Here is a 9,235-nt window from a genome sequence, read left to right on the forward strand (position 1 = left end):
AATCTATGGTTCGCCAAAGTCGTCTACGCGCGTGATTCGATTGACGAGATGCTTGACGAAGCAATCGCCGAGAGCGAATCCGTCTTTGGATTGATACTCCTATTGGCAAGTGGATGCGTGGGATTGGTGCGACGCGTGTTATGGTTGTTCATGGTTGCAGCGCATACTGCTAGCAGCATCTTCAGTCGCCAGATGGAGTTCGATGCAGACCGCTACGAAATCGCCTTGGTTGGATCCGATGTTTTTGTGACCACAGGCGAAGAGTTGCACCTGTTGAACGCGGCGTCGGGGCATGCGATGGAGGGGATGTATTCGCTAATCAAGAAAGCGGTGATGATTGACAATATTCCTCGCATGATTCAATTGTGCCGCCATAAGATGCCATCGGATGAGGTCGTCAAAGTGAAGCAATTCATCAGCTCGGGTAAAACCGGTCTACTGGACACACACCCTTGCACGCGGGAGCGGATCGAAGCTGCGCAGCGGATTGGGCAAGAGGGCGTGTTCACGATTGACCGTCCGGCGCGTGAACTGTTTCGCCATTACGATGCACTGTGTAGCAACGTGACGCAAGACTTCTATCGCAATGCCATTGGCCGGCTCGTCAACCCTAGCGAGCTGCAGCCCGTGGATCAGCATCTGCATGTCTTGATGCACTAGGGGGCAGAAAACTTTCGAATCCAAAAATCCCAGCAAGCCCAAAGGTTTAGCAGCCCAGGCTGGAGACAATACGGCTAACATACGGAAAGATTCCTTCCTGGCGGATTCGCGAAAGATACGAACGATGAATCAAAGTAAGATTGATAACCAGCCGATGCGTTGGCAGTACGGCAAACTCCGCTCCAGTCATGCGTGGGTCGGGTGGGTCACGTTGGCAATGGGAATCTTCGCACTCCCTTTGGCGTGGCTGCTGCGTAACTCGATCGATGTGGCCGGGGCTCCGTTATCTCCGTGGGCGGTGCTTCTGGTTGGGGTGACGCTCGCGATCACTGGAGTCTTGGTGTCGATCTCGCTGCTTCGCGCCAAATCACGTCCTCCAAAATGGATCACGATCTCGGATGGGAACCTGACGATACCGGGTGGCCTTCTGGTGGGGGCCGGTTGGTCAATGCCGTTAACCGATATCAAAGTCCGAACGACGGATCTAGGGTTTGTTAAGCAATTGCAGTTATCGGGACGACGCAAACGGACAACGCTATCGTCGGCCTTGTTTTCCGATGACGCTGAGTTCGATCGCCTTGCCAACACGCTGCAAAACGTGCCCGGCACCGTATCCAGCTCTGATGCAAAGGGTACCTGACACCCACTTGCCCTCCAACAGCTTATCGATTCAATAAGCCGAACGGCGTTAGCGGTTGGGTAGCACTCGCAACCCGGGGCGTTACGGGCACTCGGCTCACGTTGCAGGCTAGGCATTGCCCTCCATCAACAAGTCGTCAAAACTTTCGATTATCTTGGCAAGTCTCCGAGAGTCACGGATGCCTCCGACACGTCAACAGACCCGCGCCGACCATTCAGCCAAATCGCCAAATCAACTCGACGAGTAACATGAACATTTCTCTCCGCCTAATCCCGCTTCTCTTGCTGGTTGCAACCGCGACGGCTGCCGACTCCAAGCCGCCGAACATCGTTTTGATCCTCTCCGATGACCAGGGTTATACCGACTATGGTTTCATGGGCCATGATCAAATCGAAACCCCGAACCTTGACCAGCTGGCTCGAGAGAGTGCGTTGTTTCGGCGAGGCTATGTCCCAACCGCATTGTGCCGCCCCTCGCTGATGACGTTGGCAACGGGCCTCTATTCGCATCAGAATAAGACCACTGGAAACGACCCCGCCCGCACTCCCGCCAACAAGGCTCACGCTGAAGAAGCGGGCGAAGACATTCGCGAACTGCTGATCTCGCACATCGACCGCACCGGTGCCCTGCCTCAGTGGCTGGCCACGAAAGGCTACGTTAGTCATCAGAGCGGAAAATGGTGGGAGGGTTCTTTCGAGCGAGGTGGGTTCACCGAAGGAATGACCAAGGGGTATCCCAATAGCGGCGGACGCCATGGTGATGCGGGGCTGACGATCGGGCGTGATGGCATCAAGCCGGTCACAGACTTTATCGACCGTAGCGTGGAAGCAGAAAAGCCATTTTTTGTTTGGTACGCACCTCTGTTGCCCCATACACCCCACAATCCGCCGACTCGACTACTCGACAAATACCTCAAAAAGGGAGTGCAGGAACGAGTCGCGAAGTACTACGCGATGTGTGAATGGTTCGATGAAACCTGCGGTTCTCTTGTGGACCACATCGACGATTCGGGAATTGCCGAAGAGACGCTGGTCATTTACGTCACGGACAACGGCTGGATCCAGACGGAAAAAGGCGGCTACGCAGCGCGATCGAAACGGAGTCCCTACGAGCTCGGAACACGAACGCCGATCATGTTCCGTTGGCCCGGCAAAATCGCTCCGGCGGATCGTCCCGAACTTTGTTCGTCGATCGATTTCGTGCCGACGGTTCTGGCCGCCGCCGGGGCAACCGGACCTCACGATTTCCCCGGACTCAATCTGCTGCCGCAATTATTGTCGGGCGAGGCCATTGAACGCGACACGCTGTTTGGCGAATCGTTTGCCCACGACATCGCCGATATCGAGAATCCGCAGGCATCGCTGCTGTATCGCTGGGTGATCAAAGGCAATGACAAGCTGCTGCTGACATACGACGGAGCGACAGGGAAGATGAGGCATCCACCGGAAGATGCTGCGGCGAAGCTCTACAACTTGAAGGACGATCCTTTGGAAACCGTGAATCTCGCCGAGGCGAATCAGCAGAAAGTCCAGGAACTGAGTGCACTTTTGGACGCGTGGTATGTTCCAAGTGAGCGTCAAGCCGGCAAGCTCGCCCCTGCTGCACCGTAGGCAAGTTTCCCGGCAGCGGAACTCGCGTGCGGCTTGTTGAATTATCAAGCCGCGACGCATCAGCGGCTGGGTATAACGCACTTCCCGGTGCCTTACCGCCAATGCCATCTACTTTCGTAGTGGGACTCGCCAGAGTTCCTGGTGGCTCAATAGCGAATACAGGAATTCTGGCGAATCAGACTTTAGAATGTTTCGTTTAACCGTTAGCCGATAGGCGTACGCCAACGGATGCGAGTACGCCTTCGGCTGACTGATAAACGATTGAATCAACAAGCCGTTAACGACTTCCACTAGGACTAGGGGATCAGATTCCTGATGCGGACAACGTCAACAACATTCAGTGGACGTCGAACGATTCCCAAAAGCTTACCGCAAACCTGAATGGCATTGCCGGCATTTCAAATGCCGATTTAAGACAAAAAGAGTGATGATGAAAAAGACGAAAACCGCTTGTTTATTTGCTTGGTTGCTTACGCTCTGCGTCGGCTCGACCAATGCGTCTGGCCAAGACACCGCAGCAAACGAAAAATCGCCGAACATCGTGCTGATCATGGCGGATGACCTGGGGTGGAAGGATCTTCATTGCTACGGCAACGAGAAACTTGATACGCCCAATCTTGATCGGCTGGCAGAACAAGGGTTGCTTTTTACCGATGCCTACTCAGCTGCCCCCGTTTGTACTCCGACACGTGCGGCGCTGATGACGGGAGAGTCCCCGGCGCGGCTGAACATCACGAACCACGCGGGAGGACACCCTCCGAATTTCCAAAAGCCCGGCACGGATCTGATCACACCGATCTGGTTGCGACACCTACCGCTGGAACGGGTTACCCTGGCCGAGCAACTGAAGGCGGCTGGGTACGCAACAGGCTTCGTCGGAAAATGGCATCTCTCTCATCGCAACCGATCCGACTCGGACCAGGATCAGCCAATGGAACCGGAATTGCGTCCGGAACATCAAGGTTTTGACATCAACATCGGAGGTTGTCGTTTCGGCGGGCCACCGAGTTATTTCAGTCCATACGGGATTCCCAATCTCGAAGGCAAAACCGACGGCGAGTACTTGCCGGACCGATCTGCCGATGAATGCATCCGCTTCATCGAGTCCGCCCAAGCGGACGGGAATCGCCCATTCTTCCTTTGCTGGTGGAATTACTCGGTTCACTATCCGTTTCAAGCCCCCGACGATTTGATTGCCAAATACGAAGCGAGGAAAGGACCAGGCGTCGAGAATCCGACTTACGCTGCCATGATCGAAGGCATGGATCGTTCGATCGGCAAAGTCATCAAGGCAATCGACCGGAAAGGCTTGGGCGAAGACACCCTGGTGATCTTTACGTCGGACAACGGCCCGTTCGCGGCCAACGTTCAACCATTGCGAGCGGAGAAGGGCTACCTGTACGAAGGCGGGATTCGAGTCCCGATGATTGTTCGCTGGCGCGGTCACGTTCGTCCTTCCAAGCAAACTTCGACGCCGGCGATCACCATGGACATCCATGCAACGATTCTTGACGCAGCCCAACTGGAGGCCGATCCCTCCAACACGCCCGATGGAATCTCGTTGTTGCCGCTGCTTGAAAACGAATCCGAGCTGAAACGCGACTCGATCTACTTTCACTATCCCAATTACGCTTTTCACAAACAGAATCGTCTGGGAAGCGCCATTCGCTCAGGCGACTACAAATTAATCCTGTATTACGACGATGACTCGATTGAACTGTATGACCTAGCAAACGATATCAGCGAGTCGCAAAATCTGGCTAAAGAGATGCCAGAAAAGGCCGAACGGCTTCGATCCGAGTTGCAGGCATGGCTGAAGAAAACCAACGCCAGTCAGCCTCAACGTGCAAGGTGATATTCCGCTTAAAAGTGAAAGCGAGGAACTCTTGGACCAGCGCAGCTCTCTCGCTTACGCATTTTGAAGCTGCGCTGTTGTGTAGAGGGGCAACAGACGTTCGAGGATGCTTGGCAGCTGATCGAGGAGTATCACAAGGTGATCGCAATGAATACAAGACGAAAGCCAACGGGCGCGTGCCGTCCTCGTGGACGAAGTGCCTCGCGGTCCTTCGTCCAAACTCGAACGTGTAGGAACTGACGGTCTACGAATTCGTCCGCGAACTCGGGAAGCTTGGCGGTTTCCTAGGTCGCAATAGCGACGGCGAACTAGGCTGGCAAACGGTCTAGCGTGGCTATCGAAAAACGGGCGTCGCGTTGCGACAGGTGCGTTTCAAATTGCGAAGCGATGGCATGATGTAACCACGTACGTCAGCCCGTGGTATTTATTATCGATGGTTAAAGTGCCACAGGCGGTCCTTGCAAACCGGGTCCAATCGCGGGACGCGAATGAATCGGAAATCGGACGGGCAGCCGCTCTCGGGAATCTCGACAGCGGTCAAATGTCCGGCCTCCAAGAACACGCCGCTATCCAAATTGAGCGCGCCATCATGGACAACCGATTTGAAAATCAATTCTTCGTCTCGCCAGGGAGTAGTATCTGGGATGAACGAGTACATATAAAAGAGCGGCGTGTGGCCATGTACAATCAATTCGGGGAATCCGGGGGAGTGGCCGAGCCAATCGCGGGTCCAACACAAGTCTCTCGCATCGACGGCAATTTGCGATTCGACGGCGAGCTGGGCATCGTCCATTTTCAGGCTAGCTGGACAAAGTCCTGAATGCACAAACAGACAGTTTCTTTCGATATGATGCGTCTTGCACTGAGACAACAGGTCCAAATGCGGTTGTGGTAGTTCCCAATCGGAACGCTGGAGCTTCTGCGTTACTTTTTCGAAGTGTCGCTGGGGGTGATCGTGCTGAAACGACCAGAATTCCGGATTGTCGGCACTTTCGAGACCGTAGGACTTGAGGGTTGCCCAGGTCTCGTTGCTACGCATGAAAAAGCTGATATCGGCTCCACGAAACATCGATTCCGGAACCGATGTCAGCTTGAGGTTGGCGCCGACCAGGCGTTGCATCGCCAGCAACATCAGCTCGTGGTTCCCGAGCAACACAATCACACGCACCCCGCGCTCTTGCAGTCTCAGCAACTGATCATGAACACCCCGCGAGTCTTCCCCTTTGGACGACAGATCTCCCGTCGATAGCAGCGTGTCATCGCGGCCCAAGTCCAGGATCTCCAGCAGCTTTTCGAACGTTTTGCTGCACCCATGAATATCGCCTACCGCAACAAATCGGCTCATCTTCCGCGTGCCCCAGACTGCGGGTGTGTGAATACCACAGAATTCTCATGTTCGCTCATCATGTTGTGATTGGTTCCAGCTGAGTCATGAATGTTGTCCCCACCAGTATACAGCCCTGGTGAGATGATTGAATGCGGTGCGGCCAACGCTGGCTTTGGATCGCCGCTACGGTCGATGTATAGCCAGCGAGAATCCGGTTTAGGATCCGCATGGCGTTTAAGACTCTCAGCATTGCCGCCGTCCGGTGTGCTTCGCATCGCTGTGACGCATTTATCCCCGTGTTTTGCGAGGTTTTAGCGGCAGGGCTCACGCCCAATGCCATCTACCTTTGGCACTAAACGGGTGGCGTTTGTAGCGGTGCGGCGCGGGGCCCGCCCGGTCTAAACCGAACGGCTCACTCGCCTCAACCGGACGGCTCGCACCCTGCCGCTACAAAATGCTTCACTGCGTTGGGTGCTGCGCAGGACGCAGGCGCTGTGTTCAAAGCTTCTGCCGAGGAAGTGGGTGGATGGAGGATTGTGAGGTGCGTAGCCTCCAGACGCCCGGTCGGCCCGGACAAGCCGGACGGAAGCGAACGCGGGAAATAGGTGCCGTAGAAATAGGAGAAATAGGTGCCGGAGAAATAGGTGCCGGGCACCGAGTTACCACGCCAACCGTGCTGGCACAGTGACTCACGCGAACAACCTTGCTTATCCTTTGCGTCGTCTGCGTCTTTGCGTTCTCTGCGATAAAAATAACAACCGCGGAGATCGCCGAGAGGCAGAGTGGCGCAGAGAGGGGAGAACCGAAGAGTTGCGCGACTGGTGAGCTGGTGGTATGCTGGTGGGCAATCCAGTCGATTTGGACTGCTAGGCGTAACGACTTGTTGATTTAGTCTGACTCTAGAATGCTTCGTTTAACCGTTAGCCGATAGGCGTACGCTTGCAGAATCGAGTACGTCTTCGGCTGACTGTTAAACGATTAAATCAACAAGCTGTTAACACCTTCTCCAAAAAAGCAGAACCATGTAATAGTCCACCTCGATGGTCGCCGCTCTCCTATAGAAACTCGACTCCCGCTGCCCGCACATTGCGGACGTACACCAATACAAGGCAACCAAGTGAAGCCGCATCTCGCCGTCTTCGTATCCGTATTGGCATCGGCGTGTTTGTCGTACGCGACTTCGCTGCCAGCTCAAGACACTGCGATTTCGGGCACTGTCCTTGACAGTGATGGCAATCCAGTTGTTGGTGCAGAAATTTCGCCGGCATGGCGGGCCAATGGGAGCCCGCGCCGCCCCGACGGCGAGGCTTATGATCTGACCGATCCTATTGAGTGCAGCAAGTTCTGGGGGAATGTCGGTGAAATGGCATCGTGGCAGGAACCTTTTTCGGGGGGGGCGATCTGGTGGCGCGGACGACCTGATCGGCGGGTGTCACAACACGAGTTTTCAAGGATTGGCTTCGGGTCGGATTGTCGCGGGTCCGCTGCGTGCACACCGTTAAATTAACGGTCACAACAAGCTGTGTGGACGAAGCCGACGCAATTTTGCGAACGGATAAAGATGAATTCGCCGACGCCCCCGACGCGGTTGTTTCGTGCTGGTCTATCTCGGTGTCCAAACCACCGGGTGGGTGTTGAGCATTCGCGTGATCGTCCATAGGATGCGGACTCCTGCCGAGTCGCTCCTACCCACGCCAACATGACAACACATCTCCGCGTCGCTCTATTGTTCTTGCCAATCCTGGTACTTTTGACTGGCTGTGCACCATCGAGGGTTGATGCTCCATCGGTCAAAGACCTCGATGTTCCTACGCGACTTCTGCATGCGGGATTCCGAGAGTCGAAAACTTGGAAGTCGCTTGGAAACAAGTTTGTCCAGTACCGGCGTGCGGTGGACGATGAGGTCACCGTACATGCAACGGTGTGTTCGGCGTGGACGATGGTGACGGTTCGGGCACCCCAGTCGGCGATCGACGATGTCGACCGGATCACGCGTGCGATCCGAGAGGGCGAAGAGGCTGTCGCGTTGATCGTCAACGATGCAAATGCGCTGACGGGGTTGTATGCGAATGAGAATCGGGTGCCGTACAGCAGTGGGATCAATCGCACGGAGCACAAGATGGTTTCGGGGAATTGGTCGATTCAAGCGGTCCGCTATCTCTCGGTCGCAAAGAATGCGGATCGGGTGACCTTAGCGACCTTTACGTTGCGTCCATTGACCGCGACGCTTCGCGATCGCTTATCGCTGCGGTTAGGCAAACGCACAGCCGATCGGTAACCTGCAGTCGGGCCACCGGCCAAGAAAACGGTGTCCGACAGCTTTTTTGGGATCCCGTAGGGGGCATACGAGTTGACGCGTCCCAACAGGCGAAGTTGGTGTAAGCGAACTGGCTTTCGATTTCGAGCCGTTTGCAAACAATCCCTCTGCAGCGGCGTCTGCCGGGTGAGGACAAGCTTGACAGTAGCTCTATAGAGGGTGAGAATAGCAAGCGACCTCACCCGATCCGCCGAGGGGGGGACAGCGTGAGAATAAGTACGAACAAGGGTGAGAACACCCCAAAACGCCATGTACTCACCCTGACCATCCGCTGAAACATAAGTTATGCAATGAAAAGCGTGAAACCGTGCCTCTTCGATTGATCCGAAAGCTCCTCGGGATTGGGAAGCCGCTCTCGAACTTGGAGTTGCTTCAACGTGAGGCACGACGTTGCTCCAACCCTAATGCTCCAACACCGGCTCCGCCTCCAGTAATTCCTCGTGAGGATGCGACCGCGATACTCGCGGCCTTTGCCTGCCCGAACCGAGATGTGCCTAACTCTGGAATTTGCGTCCACGATCTCGAAGACGTACTTCACAACGCTGAAGTCGATTTAGTTGTCGATTGGCGTTCGTCGCTGCAAGACGTGACGCCAATCATCGCCACAATTTTGGAAGGCTTGCATATAGAGGCAAGCATCGATCTCTTCGGCGAAGATCTGAATGAGGCAACGATGACGGTAGATGATAAGAACTCGGATTTAAAATTCGTCACGCGAGATGACGATGACTTCGATACCGTGATCGCGACGGTCAATTCCTTAATCCGTTCCACCGCGTCGTTTCGCAAGTTTCGGTCCTGGTGAAGGGACCGACGGATGGTGTTA

7 protein-coding genes are annotated in these 9,235 nt (G+C 55.1%); 6 read left to right on the plus strand and 1 reads right to left on the minus strand.

Features of this window, described 5'->3' with window-relative positions:
* The 4 genes from RMSM_RS41530 to RMSM_RS32135 all read left to right on the plus strand — a co-directional run.
* A partial coding sequence (locus tag RMSM_RS41530; protein WP_040770658.1) for a M48 family metalloprotease occupies positions 1 to 660 on the plus strand: 660 nt, incomplete at its 5' end.
* Positions 661 to 784: 124 nt separating this feature from the next.
* Entirely contained in the window at positions 785 to 1,300 is a 516-nt protein-coding gene (locus RMSM_RS32125; protein ID WP_008707483.1) for a membrane protein, read from the plus strand.
* A 248-nt stretch (positions 1,301 to 1,548) separates the two neighbouring features.
* Complete coding sequence (locus tag RMSM_RS32130; RefSeq protein WP_040770659.1) at positions 1,549 to 2,910, plus strand: sulfatase family protein; 1,362 nt, start codon at positions 1,549 to 1,551, stop codon at positions 2,908 to 2,910.
* Between the two features lie 427 nt (positions 2,911 to 3,337).
* Complete coding sequence (locus tag RMSM_RS32135) at positions 3,338 to 4,765, plus strand: sulfatase (protein WP_236622389.1); 1,428 nt, start codon at positions 3,338 to 3,340, stop codon at positions 4,763 to 4,765.
* Positions 4,766 to 5,192: 427 nt separating this feature from the next.
* On the opposite strand, the gene RMSM_RS32140 is transcribed toward RMSM_RS32135, so the two are convergent.
* Positions 5,193 to 6,110, minus strand: a complete 918-nt coding sequence (locus tag RMSM_RS32140) for a metallophosphoesterase (protein ID WP_008707488.1) — start codon at positions 6,108 to 6,110, stop codon at positions 5,193 to 5,195.
* A gap of 1,681 nt (positions 6,111 to 7,791) precedes the next feature.
* On the opposite strand from RMSM_RS32140, the gene RMSM_RS32150 reads away from it, so the two are divergent.
* Both RMSM_RS32150 and RMSM_RS32155 read left to right on the plus strand, forming a co-directional pair.
* The gene (locus RMSM_RS32150; RefSeq protein ID WP_008707491.1) at positions 7,792 to 8,370 is read left to right on the plus strand and encodes a hypothetical protein; all 579 of its coding nucleotides are present in this window, start codon (positions 7,792 to 7,794) and stop codon (positions 8,368 to 8,370) included.
* 529 nt (positions 8,371 to 8,899) lie between these two features.
* Positions 8,900 to 9,214: a hypothetical protein gene (locus tag RMSM_RS32155; RefSeq protein WP_008707492.1), complete on the plus strand. Its 315-nt coding sequence runs from the start codon at positions 8,900 to 8,902 to the stop codon at positions 9,212 to 9,214.
* The last annotated feature ends 21 nt before the right edge of the window (positions 9,215 to 9,235 follow it).

Origin of the sequence: Rhodopirellula maiorica SM1 (genome assembly GCF_000346295.1) — a bacterium.
GTDB lineage: Bacteria > Planctomycetota > Planctomycetia > Pirellulales > Pirellulaceae > Novipirellula > Novipirellula maiorica.